Origin of the sequence: Neisseria sp. P0008.S004, assembly GCF_051962755.1 — a bacterium.
In the GTDB taxonomy this organism is placed as follows: domain Bacteria; phylum Pseudomonadota; class Gammaproteobacteria; order Burkholderiales; family Neisseriaceae; genus Neisseria; species Neisseria subflava_A.
In genome coordinates this window covers 1-17566 of record NZ_JBQCUZ010000001.1, presented here as the reverse complement: position 1 = coordinate 17566, position 17566 = coordinate 1, and the positions used below count along the sequence as shown (strand labels likewise).

17 protein-coding genes and 1 pseudogene are annotated in these 17566 nt (G+C 47.9%); 10 read left to right on the top strand and 8 right to left on the bottom strand.

The genetic code is table 11. The features are described from left to right. Window position 1: 1 nt before the first annotated feature. From ACTHSW_RS00090 to aroE, 8 genes and pseudogenes are all read right to left on the bottom strand, one after another. Window positions 2-1798: a virulence factor TspB C-terminal domain-related protein gene (locus ACTHSW_RS00090; RefSeq protein WP_070459367.1), complete on the bottom strand. Its 1797-nt coding sequence runs from the start codon at window positions 1796-1798 to the stop codon at window positions 2-4. Continuing rightward, on the bottom strand, window positions 1788-2090 hold the full coding sequence (locus ACTHSW_RS00085) for a hypothetical protein (RefSeq protein WP_070459364.1): 303 nt from the start codon (window positions 2088-2090) through the stop codon (window positions 1788-1790). The genes ACTHSW_RS00090 and ACTHSW_RS00085 overlap by 11 nt, the downstream gene beginning before the upstream one ends. Before the next feature lie 8 nt (window positions 2091-2098). Further along, the gene (locus ACTHSW_RS00080; RefSeq protein ID WP_070459361.1) at window positions 2099-2320 is read right to left on the bottom strand and encodes a hypothetical protein; all 222 of its coding nucleotides are present in this window, start codon (window positions 2318-2320) and stop codon (window positions 2099-2101) included. 87 nt (window positions 2321-2407) lie between these two features. After that, the gene (locus ACTHSW_RS00075) at window positions 2408-2677 is read right to left on the bottom strand and encodes a hypothetical protein (protein ID WP_070459358.1); all 270 of its coding nucleotides are present in this window, start codon (window positions 2675-2677) and stop codon (window positions 2408-2410) included. Between the two features lie 20 nt (window positions 2678-2697). After that, a pseudogene (locus ACTHSW_RS00070) lies at window positions 2698-3612 on the bottom strand (rolling circle replication-associated protein). After that, window positions 3609-3827, bottom strand: coding sequence for a hypothetical protein (locus tag ACTHSW_RS00065; RefSeq protein WP_070459355.1), 219 nt, complete (start codon window positions 3825-3827; stop codon window positions 3609-3611). The pseudogene ACTHSW_RS00070 and the gene ACTHSW_RS00065 overlap by 4 nt, the downstream one beginning before the upstream one ends. Before the next feature lie 133 nt (window positions 3828-3960). Continuing rightward, window positions 3961-4662, bottom strand: coding sequence for a monofunctional biosynthetic peptidoglycan transglycosylase (gene mtgA, locus ACTHSW_RS00060; protein WP_003684244.1), 702 nt, complete (start codon window positions 4660-4662; stop codon window positions 3961-3963). 2 nt (window positions 4663-4664) lie between these two features. Further along, window positions 4665-5474, bottom strand: coding sequence for a shikimate dehydrogenase (gene aroE, locus ACTHSW_RS00055; RefSeq protein WP_440373726.1), 810 nt, complete (start codon window positions 5472-5474; stop codon window positions 4665-4667). Between the two features lie 190 nt (window positions 5475-5664). Between aroE and ACTHSW_RS00050 the strand changes: the two genes are divergently transcribed. From ACTHSW_RS00050 to ACTHSW_RS00005, 10 genes are all read left to right on the top strand, one after another. Continuing rightward, window positions 5665-6054, top strand: a complete 390-nt coding sequence (locus ACTHSW_RS00050; RefSeq protein ID WP_440373725.1) for a surface-adhesin E family protein — start codon at window positions 5665-5667, stop codon at window positions 6052-6054. A 238-nt stretch (window positions 6055-6292) separates the two neighbouring features. Next, complete coding sequence (gene glnA / locus ACTHSW_RS00045; protein WP_049328869.1) at window positions 6293-7711, top strand: type I glutamate--ammonia ligase; 1419 nt, start codon at window positions 6293-6295, stop codon at window positions 7709-7711. 210 nt (window positions 7712-7921) lie between these two features. Continuing rightward, a complete protein-coding gene (locus tag ACTHSW_RS00040) occupies window positions 7922-9166 on the top strand; it encodes a hypothetical protein (protein WP_440373724.1) in 1245 nt (414 codons plus the stop codon). A 71-nt stretch (window positions 9167-9237) separates the two neighbouring features. After that, window positions 9238-9888 carry a site-2 protease family protein gene (locus tag ACTHSW_RS00035; protein ID WP_371509514.1) on the top strand — a complete coding sequence of 217 codons (651 nt, stop codon included), beginning with the start codon at window positions 9238-9240 and terminating at the stop codon, window positions 9886-9888. Between the two features lie 131 nt (window positions 9889-10019). Beyond that, window positions 10020-11024: a tRNA dihydrouridine synthase DusB gene (dusB, locus tag ACTHSW_RS00030; RefSeq protein ID WP_440373723.1), complete on the top strand. Its 1005-nt coding sequence runs from the start codon at window positions 10020-10022 to the stop codon at window positions 11022-11024. A gap of 69 nt (window positions 11025-11093) precedes the next feature. Further along, complete coding sequence (locus ACTHSW_RS00025) at window positions 11094-11333, top strand: Fis family transcriptional regulator (RefSeq protein ID WP_070459344.1); 240 nt, start codon at window positions 11094-11096, stop codon at window positions 11331-11333. 180 nt (window positions 11334-11513) lie between these two features. Further along, window positions 11514-12389 carry a DMT family transporter gene (locus tag ACTHSW_RS00020; protein ID WP_440373722.1) on the top strand — a complete coding sequence of 292 codons (876 nt, stop codon included), beginning with the start codon at window positions 11514-11516 and terminating at the stop codon, window positions 12387-12389. 277 nt (window positions 12390-12666) lie between these two features. Continuing rightward, complete coding sequence (purH, locus tag ACTHSW_RS00015; protein ID WP_070712166.1) at window positions 12667-14247, top strand: bifunctional phosphoribosylaminoimidazolecarboxamide formyltransferase/IMP cyclohydrolase; 1581 nt, start codon at window positions 12667-12669, stop codon at window positions 14245-14247. Window positions 14248-14294: 47 nt separating this feature from the next. Further along, window positions 14295-14576 (top strand): hypothetical protein, encoded by a 282-nt coding sequence (locus ACTHSW_RS00010; RefSeq protein ID WP_083315937.1) that lies wholly within the window; start codon window positions 14295-14297, stop codon window positions 14574-14576. A 765-nt stretch (window positions 14577-15341) separates the two neighbouring features. Then, window positions 15342-17566: ESPR-type extended signal peptide-containing protein (locus tag ACTHSW_RS00005; protein WP_440373721.1), on the top strand; the 2225-nt coding region annotated here is incomplete at its 3' end.

Below are 17566 nucleotides of genomic sequence, written 5' to 3'. Positions count from 1 at the left end.
TTCACAATTCCTTTACGGATTCATAGACAAAATAGGCACATGTCAGCACGCATATTGCGATGAAGATGGGGCGCAGCTTGCGCGCCAAGTCGCACAACGGGTCATAGCTGAACTCTACCTGTCCCAATGCACCGAAATCTACGGAGCGGGGAGCGGGACACTTCCCGTCAGACTGGAACACGTCCAAAGGCTTGAAATTCAGGTCTATGGTCTGTTCAGGTAGTTTAATATCTTCCGACTTTCCTCCCAAAATACATTGAGCAGTATTCGGGTTCTGCTTACAAAAATCTTGTTTCTGATTCTCTTCGTTTTGATTTTGCTGCCCTGTCGGATTGTTCGGCTGATTCGGTGTATTTGGCGAATTCGGGCTATTTGGTGCGTTTGGCGTGTCTGGACTCTCCTGTCTGCTCGGTGTTGTCTTTTCGGGCTTATTCGGTGCTTCTGGACTGTTTGGCTTTAAATCTGGACGCGGAACATAATCAACGCCTACAGTGCCATCTTGATTCATTTTGAATCTTGTTTGTTGAGGGGTGCTACTACCTTCAGGGGTATATGGCGCACTAAGTGCGGTATCAGGGCTAAATGTGCTTGGCTCGGCAGATTGATTCATAACGCCCATTTTTGCCAGTTGGTTCATCAACTCGGCATGGTTTGTCTGATTGTTTTCAAGCATACGCTTGAGAATGTCTAACATTTCTTTTTGTGTCAGCATGAAATCTTCAGGTTTTACTTGGCTTTGATTTTGTGCAATCTTCTCTTTTTCTGATTCTGGAACTGTACCTTCTTTATATGTATTGTAATAAACATAGACACGTTTATCTGATGGAGTGCTAACAGTAATCCTTGATGGTGATGAATTAGGAATGTCAATATCAACATGAGAAGAAAAACGGCCTAGATTATCAGAAAAGACGTCCAAAGAATTACTTTTTGAACCATTTAAATTAATTCCAAATTTAGAATAGAAAACATAATTTTGATAACTGCCATTTATATTTACTATCAATTGATATTTAATCATTCGATTCTTTTTTGCTTCTTCGTCTTTCTTCTGTTCTTCTTTCTTTTGTTGGTCTTGTTGTTGCGCTTTTTGTGCTGCTTCTGCTGCTTTTCCAGCTGCTGCTTGTGCTACTGCTTTTTGGTAGTTTCCTTCGGCTTCTGCTTGGCGTTGTGCTGCATAAAATCTTTCTGCTGCATCTCTATATTGTTGCTGTGATGGATTATTTACTAACCCTAAAGATCGCCCTAAATTCACAATTGATTCAGGCAATCCACCAAATAGATTATTTCCGAAATCTCCTAAAGCAAGTACCGAACCTTCAAATGCTGACTTATAATTTCCAGCTCTTAACTGAGTTGCTACATATGATCCATTTTTACTTAAAGCATTTGCAATTGATGAGCCAAACCATACACCCGTAGCAGTTTTCTGAATTGCGCTTGTACCAACTCTTTGATTAACAGTTGTATACATTTTGCCAGTTTCGCCGTACTTTCCCGTAACGGTTACAGTCTTGTTTTGACTTCCGTTGTATGTTCCACCGTCTTTGTTTACGGTCGGTTTGCCGTTGTTTTGTACGTCAACCTTCCAAACGCCTGTTTTTGGATCGTAGCCACGACGTTGCAAGGCTTGGTCACTCGGAAAGCCTGCGTTTTGATGTTGTCCCGGCGGCGGTAATCCTACTTCTGCCCATGCCTGCTCTACGACCAAGAGCGAGCCAAGACATACAAAAAGACGGCTAATGTTAGGGGCTTTACCATACCCAATAAAAATGCTGATTCGGGTGTCATTCTTCATTTCTTTCTCTCTGCCATAAAACCAGTTTCACAATAACGACAACGGCAAAGACGGCAATCATGGCATACATCATCTGTGTGCCGATTTGTTCGCCGAGACGGTAATATTTCATGCTGTCGCACTGCGGAAATTGAAGTTTTACGGTCTGTTCGTTATAAGTCCAAGTCTGTCCGTTAAAAACGGGGTGATGCAACACCCCGTCTTTGTCTATGGTCGGTACGACTTGAGTCATCACTTCGTTTGTTGCCTGCTCTGCCGTTTCATGACAGATTCTGCCGACCTGATAACCCATGTTGCACCTTATGCAGAGCGTTTCACTGCGGATTTGATAACACTAATGGAAACGGCGGCAACGGCCAAAGCAACGGCAACCGCGCCGACGGCAATAATGCCCGATTTCAATGAGCCCAATTCTGTTTTAGCGGCTTCGACCATGCCGTTATCTTCTGCGAATGCTAATACTGGCAATGCTGCAACGGTTACAAAAGCGGCTGCTTTTTGAAATTTGGTTTTAATACTCATGATATTTTCCTTTATGGAGTTAAAAAAATGGTTGTGGCGGTGTTTCGGGGTCAATTCAGGGAACACCGCCGAACCCCTGAAACTGGTTTATGCTTCGTCCGAATAGTAGATGTTGTCTTTAAATGCACGAGGAAACACTTGCATTGAGACGATTTGCTGCGGTTTGTAATGCTCGTACTTTTCTGGATGTTTTGTGCGAACTTCGCAAAGGCGGGTTTCTGTATCTGAACGGATAATCAAACCGACATAGTGGGTCTTGCTGAATGTGCCGTCTTGGTTTTTGCGTTCTCGTGCGAACATCCGGTCAAATGCGGCAATGACGAAAATACCTTGTTTGCGTTCGGTTTCTTGAGACATGATGTTTCCTTTCTGCCAACTTAGGGCATATTGATGATGGTTTCTCGGTTATAAAACGCCCATTTCGGGCTAATTAAGCTGGATAAAATACGGTTGTAGTTTTCTTCTGTAATGGCTTTGAGTTCTCTGTTAAATTCATGTTTTGCATACTGTTTTAAATATGGCTCAATGCAGATAATCCATTTCTGGAGCTTCTCGCGCCATAGGCGCGAACCAGCACTTACAAACGAAAAATTGCTGTTTGCAATCTTCCACAGACTTTTTTTGTCGATGGTTGTACGAATCAGGCGATAGCCTTTGTCTTCAGGAAGTCTGCTGTTAATGTGTTTTGAAATGTATTTGGCCACATATCTTGCCAAGCCTTTGCTGTTGGTCTTTACCGGCAAAAGTTCGGAACGGCCGAAACCGTATTTATCCATGTTTTCACGAAGAATTTGCCAAAGCTGACGGAGTGCTTTGTTTGCTGATGTGTAGTTTCGGGCTTGAATTTGCTTAAAATTCAGGCCGCGGCGAATGTCTTCGCGTGTGTTCACAATCAGATGGAAATGAATACGACCGCTTTTCATGCGCTCGTATACGCAGACATAATGTTCGAAATGTTTTTTAAGAAAGTTTGTGCGCAGGCTGTGAAAGCGGCGGCTTGCCTCTTTGACGTCTTATACGTCGTCGGCAAATGTAAGGGTAAGGAATCCAACCTTTTCAATTCCGAAAACTTCGATGAACTGGCGTACATTCATCTCAAGGGCGGCGGCGGATTTCTTGTGTGAGGTGGAAAATTCGTTGAATTCGGGTTTTGCTGTGTTCGGCAGGTATTTTTCGTAACCAATCGGAATTTGCTTTGCATTGTTTTTATTAAGGTTTTCTGCCTCAATGCAGTTGTTACTATTTAGACAAGGAAGAGCGCGTTCCGCGCTTGCTGAAGCTGAACGATTCATGATTGCACCTCCGCCATCAGTGCGGATACGCTTAATTGACCGTATAAATCGGCTTCGCCATAAGTGATTTGGGGATTGTTGGGATTGCGGATAGGAAAAGCTCTGGTTTCCAAGCAATCGATGGTTCCGCAGGTCTCGGAAAACAGGCGGAAGATGTAGGCAACGGGATTTTTTTCAGGTTGCGGTGTAATTGTGTAGTAGGCAAATGTTGACATTTCAGACCCCTTGAAAATTCGGTTAATCGGAACTTGTCAAGGGGTTTGTTTTGTAATTTACACTCCCTTAACGGAGTGCAATATATAAGTGCAATATATAAGGCCGTCTGAAATATTCAGACGGCCTTTTTAATTAATCCATATCACTTTCGGGCAATTCTGCCGAACCCATGCGGCGCAGGATGATATTGGTTTTGTTGTGCATCCGTTTGCTCTTAGGGTGGTCTGCGTAAAACAGAGGAGCCGGAACGCGTGCTGTGAGCTTGGCGGCTTGTTGGCGTGTGAGGGCGGAGGCAGGTTTCTTGTAGAAATACTGGGACGCCGCTTCCGCGCCGAATACGCCGTAGTGCCATTCGATTGAGTTCAGATACAGCTCAAAAATGCGGTCTTTGTCGGTAACGGCTTCCATCATCGCGGTAATCGCCGCTTCTTCACCTTTGCGGATGTAGCTGCGGCTTTCGTTGAGAAACAGGTTTTTCGCCAGTTGCTGGCTGATGGTCGAACCGCCGGCTTTGACTTCGCCGCTTTGCTTATTGCGTTTCATAGCGTATTTGATGCCGTTCCAGTCAAAGCCGCTGTGTTCGGCAAAGTTGGCATCTTCGGAAGCAATCAGGGCTTTTTTGAGGTTGACGGAGATTTGGTCGTAAGGCACCCAGCGGTAGTCCAGCTCGACATCGCGGCCTTCTTTTGCAAACTGGCTCATGCGCATGGACATGAAGGCGGTTTTGCTAGGTGCGACGGCGCGGTAGGTAATGATGTTGCCGTACACATAAGCGTTGAAGAAAATGAAGATGCCGATGGGCAGGGCAATCAGCCATTTAATGATGCGGAACATGGTTACAGGGCTTTCATGTATTCGATAACAGGGCGGATATCGGGTGTAAATCCGCGCCAAATATGGTAGGAGGCGGCAGCCTGACCGACCAGCATGCCCAGGCCGTCTGAAACTTCGGCCGCGTCGTTGCTTTGGGCAAAGTTCAAAAATGTCTGCGCCGCGTCGCCGTAAACCATATCGTAGGCAAGGCGGCAGTTGCGGAAAATTTCAGGGCTGACGGCAGGAAGCTGACCGCTCAAGCCGCCGGACGTGCCGTTGATGATGATATCAAAACCGCCGTTCAAATCCGCCATCGGGACGGCTTCAATGCCGAAAAGCCGCGCCAATTCCTCGGCTTTGGCATGGGTACGGTTGGCAATGACGATACGGGCAGGGCGGTGTTCTTTCAAAACCGGAATCACGCCGCGCACCGCGCCGCCTGCACCCAAAAGCAAAATGGTTTTGCCTTCAATGGCAATGTTTTTAACCTGCGTGATGTCGTTGGCCAAACCGATACCGTCGGTATTGTCGCCGCGTATTCTGCCGTCTTCCAACCACACCAGCGTATTGACCGCGCCGGCAGCCAAGGCGCGGTCGGAATGTTCGTCCGCCAGCGCAAAAGCTTCCTGCTTGAACGGAACGGTTACATTCGCACCTTGCCCGCCCTCAGCACGAAACGCCGCAACAGCCTCGGCAAAACCACCGATTTCGGCACAAATGCGCCCATATTCGATAGCCGCGCCTTCCTGCAGCGCAAACTGTTGATGGATTTGCGGCGATTTACTGTGTGCAACGGGATTGCCGAAAACGGCGTAACGGGGGAGGGTAGTCATGGTCGTGTTCCAAAAGACGGGACGGCTATTTTATAACGGTGGCGTACAGATGGAAACGATGTCGTCTGAAACGGTTGTCAGGTAGCATGATGGAATGTTTGTTTCTTGAAAAAAAGTCATTTTTTTACAATTTAACTTTATTTTTTTACAATTTAACTTTATTTTGTTGATAAGGACGAAAGGGACGGACATGAAAAAGATGTTGTGCTTGGCAGTATTTGCATTAGGGTTGGCAACGCCGGCGGTGGCGGAAGATTGGGTGTTGCTAGGTATTAACAGTAACAATACTACCATATTTGGTGATGCAGACAGCCGTACGGACAATAGTGCATGGTTTGAAACAAGGTACGCCAAGCCGAAAAAGATGATTAGCAATGGAAAATTTTATAATACAGCTAAAGCGTTGGAAGAAATGGATTGCAGTGGTAAACGTTTTAGGGCTTTGACAGTAACGTGGTATTCCGAATCGGAAAACCCTATCGGTTCTTATACACCATCCTATGCCGAATGGAGTTATGTTATTCCCGGTACGGGTGGAGAGAGTGTGTACAAATTTGTCTGCAACCACGATCCCCGCTGACCGTTTTCAAACCAAACAACAGATGCCGTCTGAACTGCTTTCAGACGGCATCTGTTTTGTCGGCATTCGGACAAAAGGGCGGGCATTCCGCTTTTGAACAGACAAACTGAAGCATATTGTTGACAATCTTGCCGTCTGAAACTATATTTCATTGCGTAAAAACGGGTGCCCTGATGTATTTCAGACGGCCTTACCGTGGTAGAATAACAACTTAAACCTATTCCCTCAGGAGCTGAAGATGTCCATCAAAGACGCTGTAAAACTGATTGAAGAAAGCGAAGCCCGCTTCGTAGATTTGCGCTTTACCGATACCAAAGGCAAGCAGCACCACTTTACTATCCCCGCCCGCATCGTCCTCGACGATCCCGAAGAATGGTTCGAAAACGGTCAAGCGTTTGACGGTTCGTCCATCGGCGGTTGGAAAGGTATTCAGGCTTCCGATATGCAGTTGCGTCCCGATGCGTCTACAGCCTTTGTTGATCCTTTCTACGACGATACCACCGTTGTCTTTACCTGCGACGTTATCGATCCGGCCGACGGCCAAGGCTATGACCGCGACCCTCGCTCTATCGCACGCCGCGCCGAAGCCTATTTGAAATCTTCCGGTATCGGTGACACTGCCTATTTCGGCCCTGAGCCTGAATTCTTCGTTTTTGACGGCGTAGAATTTGAAACCGATATGCACAAAACCCGTTACGAAATCACTTCCGAAAGCGGCGCATGGTCAAGCGGCCTGCACATGGACGGTCAAAATACCGGCCACCGCCCGACCGTCAAAGGCGGTTACGCACCTGTTGCGCCGATTGACTGCGGCCAAGACCTGCGTTCTGCCATGGTGAACGTTTTGGAAGAACTCGGCATCGAAGTGGAAGTGCATCACGCCGAAGTCGGTACCGGCAGCCAAATGGAAATCGGCACCCGTTTTGCTACTTTGGTTAAACGCGCCGACCAAACCCAAGACATGAAATATGTGATTCAAAACGTTGCCCACAACTTCGGCAAAACCGCCACCTTCATGCCTAAACCCATCATGGGCGACAACGGCAGCGGTATGCACGTTCACCAATCCATTTGGAAAGACGGTCAAAACCTGTTCTCAGGCGACGGCTATGCCGGTTTGTCCGATACCGCCCTTTATTACATCGGCGGCATCATCAAACACGCCAAAGCCCTGAACGCGATTACTAATCCGTCCACCAACTCCTACAAACGCCTCGTGCCGCACTTTGAAGCACCGACCAAACTGGCATATTCCGCCAAAAACCGTTCCGCTTCCATCCGTATTCCGTCCGTGAACAGTAGCAAGGCACGCCGCATCGAAGCGCGTTTCCCTGATCCGACCGCCAACCCATACTTGGCGTTTGCCGCTTTGTTGATGGCCGGTTTGGACGGTATTCAAAACAAAATCCATCCGGGCGACCCTGCCGATAAAAACCTGTACGACCTGCCTCCGGAAGAAGATGCATTGGTGCCTACCGTTTGCGCTTCTTTGGAAGAAGCACTGGCCGCCCTCAAAGCCGACCACGAATTCCTCCTGCGCGGCGGCGTATTCAGCAAAGACTGGATCGATAGCTACATCGCCTTCAAAGAGGAAGATGTCCGCCGCATCCGCATGGCGCCTCATCCTCTGGAATTTGAAATGTATTACAGCCTGTAAAACAGCTGAGGCATTTTAAATAGGAAATCAAAGGCCGTCTGAAACTGGATTTGAAGTTTCAGACGGCCTTTAGGCTTAAAATAGATAGGGTGCTCGAATTGGGCATGATAGCGAGAAGCAATGAATCATGCTGTTTGAAAGCCTTTATGGAATCAGTTCCTTGTGTTAAATTGTGCTAATAAAATCATTTCGTCAAAAAGGTTGGGCAGAATGAAGAAGATAATTGGTTTGGCCATTGCTGCGGCATTTGGTTTGAGCGCGTGCAGTAATTTGGATCACAAAACCGCGCACGAGGTCATGTCGATTTCCAATGACCGTATTTTAAAAGAAGACCACAGCTTTAACATCACAGGCAGCTCTCAAGTATATATCAGCCCATTGGCTGAAGCTGTATTGGCAGATGAAAAGGTGGAAAAGAAAACCGAAGCGAAAGCAGAGGATGCCAAAGCCAAAGAGGGGGAGGCGGCAGCCTCTATGGAGGTTGCTCAAGAAGACGACGCTGCTTTGAAGCAGGAGTTTTCTGAACGAGAAGAGGCTGAGTTCCGCAATGCAATGCTTGATGCCTTGCCGGACGGCAATATCGCACAAGTTGCCGTTGATTATCTGGATAAATATCCTGCCATATCCAGTTACATGGAAGGGGTTCATCTGAATTATGAGGTAGCTGTTGACCTATCAACGCGTCAGTTTGAGATGATTCCTGAATTGGCCATCAACAACCACAATGAAAAACTTAGTATCAAACTTCCTATGAAACTGGATGCGGAAAAATGGGAAATTTATATGGATCCGCCTGCCAGTGTTGCTGCCATTATTAGTGTGTACACCGATGAGAAAATCGGTAAACGTTTAATCAAAGAACCTTTAAAATTGAGTTTGAAAGAAATCGGTGATTCGAAACGTATGCCTTTTGATCATATTGCAGAGGCGGGAGTACGTGCTTTTTTGAGTGCCAATAAGGCTATGCCTGCCAATGCATATGTATTTAAAGAAATGGATGCCTTTGGTAAGGCAAAGCATGCACGCTATCGTGTACGTCATGTCATGAAACCGGAGTATGATTCTGTCGTAATGAAGGCAGTGGCTAAGGCTTTTGATGAAGAATTGTCGAAATTACAGAAAACGCCTCAACCAGGGTCAACAGAAGAAGATTATAAAAATGCGCGGGAATTTTTCAGTATGTTTGTCAGCATAAGTGATAACCAGCCACTTAGCTTCCAGCGTATATCCGGTAACAATCCTGTTGTCGACTATTATCTTGACCGCAAAGGCCGTATTTTGGCTTCCCGCATGTATATACAAATTAACGGTACGCATAAGGCCATCAATATTATCGGCGACAACGTGTACAGCAATTACGGCAAACCAGTCTTCAAATTTAATCCGCAAGGTAAAGGCATTACTTGGCGAGAGCTGAAAGAGTTTTTCGGTTCGGACAAAAAACAGGAAGATTAAAGCCTCAGGCCGTCTGAAAGGATATTTAAGGATATTTTTGTTTTCAGACGGCATATTTGATAAGGAAAACCATGTTTGCAAATTTTGATTTAGGCGTATTTTTGCTGGCAGTATTGCCCGTGTTGTTGGCCATTACCGTGCGCGAAGTGGCACGCGGTTATACGGCGCGGTATTGGGGCGACCATACCGGCGAGCAGTTCGGGCGTTTGACCCTCAATCCGCTGCCACACATCGATCCTGTCGGTACGATTGTCGTGCCGCTGGTGTGTCTGATGATTGGCAGTTTTCTGTTCGGCTGGGCGCGTCCTATGCCCATCGATTCGCGCAATTTCCGCGATCCGCGCCGTGCGTGGCGTTGGGTGTCGATTTCAGGTCCGATTGCCAATCTGATTTTGGCGTTCTTTTGGGGTTTTGTCGTCGTACTTGCCGCGTATGTGCCTGAGTCTTATCAAGCGCCGTTGGTGCAGATGGCCGGTTACGGCGTGATGGTGAACTCGATTTGGGTCGCATTCAGCCTGATTCCGATTTTGCCTTGGGACGGCGGTATTTTTATCGATACCTTCCTTAACGCCAAACAGTCCATGCAATTCCGTAAAATCGAGCCATACGGCACATGGATTATCCTGATCCTGTTGTTTACCGGCCTGCTGGCCAAACTGATTTGGCCGATTATCGCCATGATTCAGGCAGCAGTGCAGATGGTTGTTATGTTGTTTATTTAAATGTTTTGGCTGAAAAGGCCGTCTGAAACTCAGTTTCAGACGGCCTTTTTCATTGTGCAACATGTAAATACGATTGGAAAAATTGCTTAAAAATTGTACAATTTCAGCCCTTTCAATTCGGCGCACACATCATGCACATCGGCGGCTATTTCATTGACAACCCCATCGCACTTGCCCCCATGGCAGGCATTACGGACAAACCGTTCCGCCGGATTTGCCGCGAGTTTGGCGCGGGGTGGACAGTATGCGAAATGCTGACCAGCGATCCGAGCTTGCGTCATACCAAAAAAACCTTGCGCCGCAGCGATTTTGAAGGCGAGGGCGGAGTGGTGGCCGTGCAGATTGCCGGCAGCGATCCGCAGCAGATGGCGGAAGCCGCGCGGTATAACGTCGGCTTGGGCGCACAGGTGATTGACATCAATATGGGCTGTCCGGCTAAAAAAGTTTGCAATGTGCAGGCAGGCAGCGCATTGATGCAAAACGAGCCTTTGGTTGCCGAAATCTTGGAAGCCGTTGTCAACGCGGTGGACGTACCCGTTACCCTCAAAACCCGTCTAGGCTGGCATGACGAACATCAAAACTTGCCGACCATTGCCAAAATCGCCGAAGAATCAGGCATCGCAGCCCTTGCCATCCATGGCCGCACCCGTACGCAGATGTACAAAGGCGAAGCGCGTTACGAACTGATTGCCGAAACCAAAGGCCGTCTGAACATTCCCGTTTGGGTCAACGGCGATATTACCTCGCCGCAAAAAGCCGCCGCCGTCCTCAAGCAAACCGCCGCCGACGGCATCATGATAGGGCGCGGCGCACAAGGCAGGCCGTGGCTTTTCCGTGATTTAAAACATTACGCCGAATACGGCGTTTTGCCTCCGGCCTTAAGCTTGGCAGAATGCAATACCACCATTTTGAACCACATCCGCGCCATGCATGAATTTTATGGCGAAGTGGCCGGAGTACGCATCGCCCGAAAACACATCGGCTGGTACATCGACGAAATGCCCGAAGGCGAACAAACACGCCGGGAAATCAACCGCTTGGACAGCACCGCAGCACAATACGACACCCTTGCCGCCTATCTTGAGACGCTTTCAGAGAAAACCGACCGCTGGGTGTGTCACTATCGGGAAAGCTGAAGAGTTTCAGACGGCCTCATCATCTAAAAATAAATCTATTTAAAAACAAACTCAAAGAAAGACATCACGATGAATCAAACGACTACTGACATTGCGCAATGTATTGAACAAAACTTACGACAATACTTCAAAGACTTGGATGGTACGGAACCTTGCGGCGTGTACGATATGGTGTTGCACCAAGTCGAAAAGCCGATGCTAATTTGCGTGATGGAACAATGCGGCGGCAACCAATCTAAAGCGGCGGCCATTTTGGGGTTAAACCGCAATACCCTGCGTAAAAAGCTGCAGCAGCATGGTTTGTTGTAATAGAGAGGAATAGGGTGCATTGCTGCCTACCTATCATGAAAGAGCCGGCCGGGTCATTCATCCATTAGTTGGATATTTTTGGATTTGTTGACACAATCAAAATAAAAACAGCTTGAAAAGGCTTCAGGCCGTCTGAAGACCAGAGAAGAAACGATTAATTTTTTTACCATGAGTTGAACCATGCTTTACCAAATACTCGCACTGTTAATCTGGGGCAGCTCGTTTATCGCTGCCAAATATTCCTACGAGATGCTCGATCCGACGCTGATGGTTGAGGCGCGATTGTTGATTGCCGCATTGATGGTGCTGCCGTCGTGCCGCCGTCATTTGGGCAGGATTCCGCGGAGCGAATGGAAGCCGTTGTTGTGGATTTCCTTTGTCAACTACGTTGTCGTTTTGATGCTCCAGTTTATCGGTTTGAAATATACATCTGCCGCCAGCGCGGTTACCATGGTGGGGTTGGAGCCTTTGCTGGTGGTCTTTGTCGGTCATTTCTTCTTCAACGACAAAGCCAAACTTTACCACTGGATTTGCTGCGCGGTGGCGTTTGCCGGCGTGGGCATGATGGTAATGGGCGGCGCGGAAGAGGGCGGTACGATTGACTGGTTCGGCTGTTTGCTGATTTTACTTGCAGGATTCGGTTTTGCAGGCGTGATACGTCCGAGCCAGCAGATGATTGTCCGTATTGGTGCGCCTGCATTTACCGCGGTTTCCATGGCGGTGGCGGCGGTGTTGTGCCTGCCGTTTTCGCTGGTGTTGGCAGACAGTTATCAAATCAATTGGTCATGGGGCGGTACGCTGTCGGTTTTGTATATGGGGATTGGTTGCAGTTGGCTTGCCTATCTGTTGTGGAACAAAGGCATGAACACAGTCCCTGCCAACGTCTCCGGCCTACTGATCTCGCTTGAGCCGGTCATCGGCGTTATCATGGCGGTGTTAATTTTGGGCGAACATTTAAGTACCATGTCTGCGATGGGCATTACCGTCGTTATTGCGTCCACTTTTGTCGCCGGTATGCTGACGCGTGTGAGCAACAAACATAAAAAGGCCGTCTGAAAACGGTTTCAGACGGCCTCAAGTAAGCAGTATTATTTTCAATAAAACATTTTGGGAAAATTTCTATGAAACACATTATTTCCCTACTTTTAAAAGAAAATGGGATTTAAATAGGTAAAAGCAAAAGGCCGTCTGAAACCAAGTTTCAGACGGCCTTTTGCAATAAAATTGTTAACAATATTTGTAAAAACCTACTGCCAAAAATGCGAAACTGGAGGATAATACCGCCCTGAAATTTCATCCCATACTGATTAAACCTTCAACAAAGGAAATCCAAATGTCTTCCATCAAACGCGCCCTGATCAGCCTATCCGACAAGACAGGCGCAGTCGAATTTGCCCAAACCCTGACCAAGCTCGGTGTTGAAATTCTCTCTACCGGCGGTACAGCAAAACTCTTGGCTGATGCAGGCGTTCCCGTTATCGAAGTTGCCGACTATACCGGCTTTCCCGAAATGCTCGACGGCCGCGTGAAAACCCTGCATCCGAAAATCCACGGCGGTATCCTCGGCCGTCGCGATTTGGACGAACACGTCGCCAAGATGGAAGAACACGGCATCGGCAACATCGACCTCGTGTGCGTCAACCTCTACCCCTTCGCCGCCACCATCGCCAAACCAAACTGCACGCTGGAAGACGCGATTGAAAACATCGACATCGGCGGCCCGACCATGGTGCGTTCTGCCGCGAAAAACTGGAAACACGTCGCCATCGTTACCGATACCGCCGATTTCCCGGCCATCGCCGTCGAACTCGAAGCCAACAACGGCGCATTGAGCGACAAAACCCGTTTCAACCTCTCACGCAAAGCATTCAGCCATACCGCCCAATACGACGGCATGATTTCCAACTACCTGACCTCGCTTTCAGACGACGTCTTGAGCGGCCAGCCCCAAATCGGCGAATTCCCGAGCCAGTTCAACCAAAGCTGGATTAAAGTGCAAGATATGCGCTACGGCGAAAATCCGCACCAACGCGCCGCGTTCTACCGCGATATTTACCCAGCCGCGGGCAGCCTTTCCGCCTACAAACAGCTGCAAGGCAAAGAATTGTCTTACAACAACATCGCCGATGCCGATGCCGCATGGGAAGCCGTCAAATCCTTTGACGCGCCAGCCTGCGTGATTGTGAAACACGCCAATCCGTGCGGCGTAGCCATCGCCTCCAATACCTTGGATGCATACAAACTCGCTTACGCCACCGACACCACCAGCGCATTCGGCGGCATCATTGCCTTCAACCGCGAAGTTGACGGCGAAACCGTCAAACAAATTACCGACAACCAATTTATGGAAGTCCTCATGGCGCCGAAGTTCACCGCCGAAGCCCTCGAAATCGCCGCCGCCAAGAAAAACGTGCGCGTATTGGAAGTGCCGCTTGAAGCAGGTGCCAACCACTTTGAACTCAAACGCGTCGGCGGCGGACTGTTGGTACAAACCCCCGACATCCACCGCCTCAGCCGCGCCGATTTGAAAGTCGTCTCCAAACGCCAACCGACCGAGCAAGAATGGAACGACCTGATGTTTGTATGGAACGTCGCAAAATACGTCAAATCCAACGCCATCGTCTTCGGCAAAGGCGGTCAAACCTACGGCATCGGCGCAGGCCAAATGAGCCGCGTGGACAGCACCCGCATCGCCGCCCGCAAAGCGCAAGATGCCAATCTCGACCTCAACGGCGCATGTGCCGCTTCCGATGCCTTCTTCCCATTCCGTGACGGCGTAGATGTCATTGCCGAGCAGGGCATCAAAGCCATCATCCATCCCGCAGGCTCCATGCGCGACCAAGAAGTCTTTGACGCGGCGGACGAACACGGCATCGCCATGGTCGTCACCGGCATCCGTCATTTCCGCCACTAATAAGCTGATATAAAATAAAGGCCGTCTGAAAACAAAGTTTCAATATCATGAAACCCGTTTTCAGACGGCCTTCTTCAATCATCAAACAATTTAGCGGCCTAACTGTAAATCAGGACAAAGCAACCAAGCTCCAGCCAGCCCGATTCATGCAGCAACACAATGCCGCCCAAGTTAAAACCAACCCACTCAGAGCAAGAAACATGAAACACATCCTCCTCATCCTCGCCCTTGCCGCACTCACCGCCTGCGCCTCCAGTCATACCGGTGGCTACGGCTATGCCGGCAACAACGGCGCTTCCGCAGGCGTGACCCAAACGTTCCGTTGGTAAGGCCGTCTGAAAAAACAACACAGTTTTCTACAATAGAGCACAAACAAATCCCAAACGTAAAGGCAAGTTTTACACTTGCCTTTTTAATGTTATCTATCGGCTTAATAGCGCATAAATTCGTGTCATTTGCGCACTATTTATATGTTAGGAAAGGTCAAGGCCGTCTAAAAACAGGCTATGCAAAGCCATTACACGTTTCAAACCAATTTTCAATACAAATTTCATTAATTACCTAAATAAATCCAATATTCAAATCTATTACAATAGAAACTATCTAAATCATATATTATTTAATAATCATTATTGTTTAAGAATAAAAACGTAAAATCAAATAGCTAGAAAAAGCGTTTAAATAAAGCAACAAGTAAATCTAACGGGGATTACCGTTGAGAGCGAAAAAATAACACTTTATCGGAAGAGTTGATTTGCGAAACCAAACGCATATAAAATTTGGACAAGGATTCCGAATGCATTGAAGGAAGTTGACAAAAAGTGACTTGTTAAGAAACAAGCTGACAAAAAACGGCACATCGTTTCCCAAACTTCACAAGCTTCCCAAAATGTATCAGCATAAAATCCCATAAAACAGGCTTTTAGCTGCTATTCGGCCGAGTAGAGACTTTTGGCACGGGAATTGCATACACGAGATTACGGCATGAAACCGCATAAAGGGGAAACTCTGAAATGCGGCAAATGTGTGGACAGGCAGTTTACAGCCGAGCAACACGTCCCAAAAGAAATCAAACCCCTTACAGGAAAATCGATATGAATAAAGTCTTTAAAGTCATTTGGAACCACGCGACCCAGACATGGACCGCGGTTTCCGAGATCAGCCATGCACACGGCAAAAAATCCGCTTCTGACAAGCGTAAAGCCGTAGCTGCTGCAGTTGCAGCGGCAGGTGCTTTGATGGCTTCTAGTGCTGCTCAAGCAGGTGTGGAAACATCTGCTAGTACGATTACCATTAAATCAGATAATACCGGGAATGTCATTGGTACCAATCAAGGTATTGGCAATATCAATATCGGTACTGGCGCAAATACTTACAGAAACAACGGTAATAATGTAGTCTCTCATGACGCAATTGCGATTGGTTCTAGTGCGACTGGTACTGGTGATAAATCAGTAGCTATTGGTAAAGATGCAAAAGCAATTCAAGAAAATGGTGTTGCAGTTGGTTTTGGTGCAACTAATCAGTCTATTGACTCTGTTGCGATCGGTACAAAAGCAACATCAGGCAAAGATATGGACGTAGCTATTGGTAAGCAAGCAAATGCTAGTGGTGGCGAGTCTCTTGCTTTTGGTTCTGGATCAAAAGCATCTGGTCAGGCTACTATTGCCGTAGGTAAATCATCTAATGCTTCTGGTTCTTCTGCAGTTTCTGTTGGTTATGAGTCTGCTGCAGCTGGTAATAATGCTGTAGCTGTTGGTAAAAATACGACTGCAAGTGCTACCAATGCGGTTGCTGTTGGTTTGCGTGCTACTGCTACCGGTACTCGAGCTATTGCAACAGGTGCTGGTTCTACAGCAAGTGGCGAGCAATCTCTCGCAACAGGTTTTACAGCAAAAGCTTTGGGTAATAACTCTGTCGCTCATGGTAATGACGCAGTTGCTAGCCAAGCTGCTGACGTTGCTGTAGGTTTTGAAGCAAAAGCTGATGGTACCTCTACTGGTGCTGATGGTGATGGTGTTGTGGGTGCTAATAATGCCGGTTCAGCTATGGCAATCGGTACTAATGCTCAAGCAACCGGTATCGTAGCAACTGCCATCGGTCAACGTTCTCAAGCCCTGGCAAACGGTGCGGTAGCATTGGGTGGCGATGCTCAAGCTAAAAAAGGTTCTGCCGTAGCAATCGGTCGCGGTTCTGTCGCTGACGGCATTTCTGCTTCTGCCTTCGGTCCTGCTGCTAAAGCAAGTGCTCAATACGCGGTAGCATTGGGTGTACAAAGTAACGCTGCTTCTACGCAAGCGATTGCATTAGGCCGTGGCGCTCAAGCCAATGGCGGTGAATATGCAACTGCTCTGGGTAACGATGCTCAAGCAACAGCTAGAAACACTCTGGCTTTGGGTACTGAAGCTAAATCTACTATCGAAAACAGCGTAGCTCTGGGTAACGGTTCTACAACCAGCAACTTCGTACCTACTAGCAGCGGTACTGTTCGCGGCTACACTTACGGTGGTTTTGCAGGCGCAACCAGTGGTTTAAATGACGGCGCAGTATTGTCTGTAGGTTCTGCAGGTAAAGAACGTCAAATCCAAAACGTTGCCGCAGGCCGTATTTCTCAAACTTCTACCGATGCAATCAACGGCTCTCAATTGTTCGCCGTAGCAAGCCGCATCGAAAATCTGAATCCATTTGTATTCCAAGGCCACGATGGTAGCGGTAGCTCACCAGCTGCAGGTACATACAGATACGATCCTAAATCAAATGCCAATAACACCCTGAAACTGATCGCTGGTGAAGGTCTGAAAATGACTTCAAACGGCACTAACGAATACACCCTGAGCGTAGTAGGTGGTGGTGCTAAAGGCGAAAAAGGTGATGCTGGTCCTGCTGGCCCTAAAGGCGAAAAAGGTGATGCTGGTCCTGCTGGCCCTAAAGGCGATACCGGCGAAAAAGGTGATAGCGCTCGCGGCTTAGCTGTTGGAGTTGAAGATAATAACGAAAACGGTACTCACACTATTACTATTACTAATTTAGATGATGGCTCAGTGACTACTACCATCGTTAAAGACGGTAAAAACGGTAAAGATGGTAAAGACGGTGCTACTGGCGCTAAAGGCGACAAAGGTGACCAAGGTGTAGCCGGTGCTAAAGGCGAAAAAGGCGACAAAGGTGACCAAGGTGAAGCCGGCGCTAAAGGCGAAAAAGGCGACAAAGGTGACCAAGGTGAAGCCGGTGCTAAAGGCGAAAAAGGCGACAAAGGTGACCAAGGTGAAGCCGGCGCTAAAGGCGAAAAAGGCGACAAAGGTGACCAAGGTGAAGCCGG

Coding starts and splice junctions, on each gene's coding strand:
- ACTHSW_RS00025 (WP_070459344.1), top strand. CDS start 11,094: ATGAATCAAACGACTACTGACATTGCGCAATGTATTGAACAAAACTTA.
- ACTHSW_RS00065 (WP_070459355.1), bottom strand. CDS start 3,827: ATGTCAACATTTGCCTACTACACAATTACACCGCAACCTGAAAAAAAT.
- ACTHSW_RS00075 (WP_070459358.1), bottom strand. CDS start 2,677: ATGTCTCAAGAAACCGAACGCAAACAAGGTATTTTCGTCATTGCCGCA.
- ACTHSW_RS00050 (WP_440373725.1), top strand. CDS start 5,665: ATGAAAAAGATGTTGTGCTTGGCAGTATTTGCATTAGGGTTGGCAACG.
- ACTHSW_RS00035 (WP_371509514.1), top strand. CDS start 9,238: ATGTTTGCAAATTTTGATTTAGGCGTATTTTTGCTGGCAGTATTGCCC.
- dusB (WP_440373723.1), top strand. CDS start 10,020: ATGCACATCGGCGGCTATTTCATTGACAACCCCATCGCACTTGCCCCC.
- ACTHSW_RS00040 (WP_440373724.1), top strand. CDS start 7,922: ATGAAGAAGATAATTGGTTTGGCCATTGCTGCGGCATTTGGTTTGAGC.
- aroE (WP_440373726.1), bottom strand. CDS start 5,474: ATGACTACCCTCCCCCGTTACGCCGTTTTCGGCAATCCCGTTGCACAC.
- mtgA (WP_003684244.1), bottom strand. CDS start 4,662: ATGTTCCGCATCATTAAATGGCTGATTGCCCTGCCCATCGGCATCTTC.
- ACTHSW_RS00090 (WP_070459367.1), bottom strand. CDS start 1,798: ATGAAGAATGACACCCGAATCAGCATTTTTATTGGGTATGGTAAAGCC.
- ACTHSW_RS00020 (WP_440373722.1), top strand. CDS start 11,514: ATGCTTTACCAAATACTCGCACTGTTAATCTGGGGCAGCTCGTTTATC.
- ACTHSW_RS00085 (WP_070459364.1), bottom strand. CDS start 2,090: ATGGGTTATCAGGTCGGCAGAATCTGTCATGAAACGGCAGAGCAGGCA.
- ACTHSW_RS00010 (WP_083315937.1), top strand. CDS start 14,295: ATGAAACCCGTTTTCAGACGGCCTTCTTCAATCATCAAACAATTTAGC.
- ACTHSW_RS00080 (WP_070459361.1), bottom strand. CDS start 2,320: ATGAGTATTAAAACCAAATTTCAAAAAGCAGCCGCTTTTGTAACCGTT.
- purH (WP_070712166.1), top strand. CDS start 12,667: ATGTCTTCCATCAAACGCGCCCTGATCAGCCTATCCGACAAGACAGGC.
- glnA (WP_049328869.1), top strand. CDS start 6,293: ATGTCCATCAAAGACGCTGTAAAACTGATTGAAGAAAGCGAAGCCCGC.